The 294-nt window shown below is 50.0% G+C and carries 1 pseudogene; it reads left to right on the forward strand.

Annotation, left to right across the window (positions count from 1 at the left end):
• Positions 1 to 257 (forward strand): annotated as a pseudogene (locus tag ASJ81_RS16565) (monomethylamine:corrinoid methyltransferase); the annotation flags it as partial.
• Between the last annotated feature and the right edge of the window lie 37 nt (positions 258 to 294).

A 294-nucleotide genomic window follows, 5' to 3' on the forward strand; every position in this document is an offset into this window, starting at 1 on the left:
GAAGTGTTGGTGACAAGGCAAAGCCAATCGTGCAGGGTGGACCGACTGGGTCTCCGATTTCAGAAAATGTGTTTATGCCTGTTCACATGAGCTATGCTCTGGAAAAGGAAGTAGACACCATTGTTAATGGTGTAATGACCTCGGTGCGCGGGAAACCCCCTATTCCAAAAAGCCCTTACGAAGTTCTTGCAGCAAAGACCGAAACAAGACTCATTAAAAATGCATGTGCCATGGCTGGAAGGCCTGGCATGGCTGTCTAGGGACCAGAGACCTCCCTGTCCGCTCAGGGAAAGA

The organism is Methanosarcina spelaei (genome assembly GCF_002287235.1).
Classification (GTDB): Archaea; Halobacteriota; Methanosarcinia; order Methanosarcinales; family Methanosarcinaceae; genus Methanosarcina; species Methanosarcina spelaei.